Origin of the sequence: Nitratidesulfovibrio oxamicus (genome assembly GCF_015731765.1) — a bacterium.
Lineage (GTDB): Bacteria > Desulfobacterota > Desulfovibrionia > Desulfovibrionales > Desulfovibrionaceae > Cupidesulfovibrio > Cupidesulfovibrio oxamicus.
Genome location: NZ_VRYY01000775.1, coordinates 1 through 564 on the forward strand (window position 1 = coordinate 1; position 564 = coordinate 564).

The window sequence follows — 564 nt, forward strand, 5'->3', positions numbered from 1 at the left end:
AGGCGGCAAGCAGCGGACGGGTGACGGCAAAGGCGGGGATGCCGGGCGCATAGGCCAGCAGCGCCGCCACCGTGGCGTCCACGGCCTGACGGTCGAAGGCCCCGTGCCCGAACAGCAGGGCCACCAGCGGCGCGCCCACGGCGACAAGGCCCAGGGCCGAGGGAAGGCTGATGAACAGGGAAAGGCGCAGGGCATCGCCCAGCACCCGGCGAAATGCATCATGCGGCGGCACGGTGCCGCATGAGCCAGTTGGGCCAGTTGAGCCAGTTGGGCCGGACGGGCCGGATTTGGCCGGTTGTCCGGCCTGTGCGGAAAGGGCGGGCAGGGCGGCCACGCCCACGGCCACGCCGAACACCCCCAGCGGGAATTCCATCAGCCGTTCCGCATAGTACAGCGCGGTGACGCTGCCTTCGGACAGGAACGAGGCCAGCAGGGTGCAGGCCAGCACGTTGAGTTGCTGGGCGGATGCGCCGAACACCCCGGCGGGCAGGGCGCGGGCTGCATTGGCGGCCTGCGGGTCGCTGCGGGGCAGGGGGGCGCGCCAGCGCAACCCCAAACGGTGCA

The 564-nt window shown here is 72.0% G+C and carries 1 protein-coding gene; it reads right to left on the bottom strand.

Annotated elements, in window-relative coordinates; all coding sequences use genetic code 11:
- On the bottom strand, positions 1 to 564 hold a 564-nt coding region (locus tag FVW20_RS18435; protein WP_307831659.1), incomplete at both ends, for a lipid II flippase MurJ.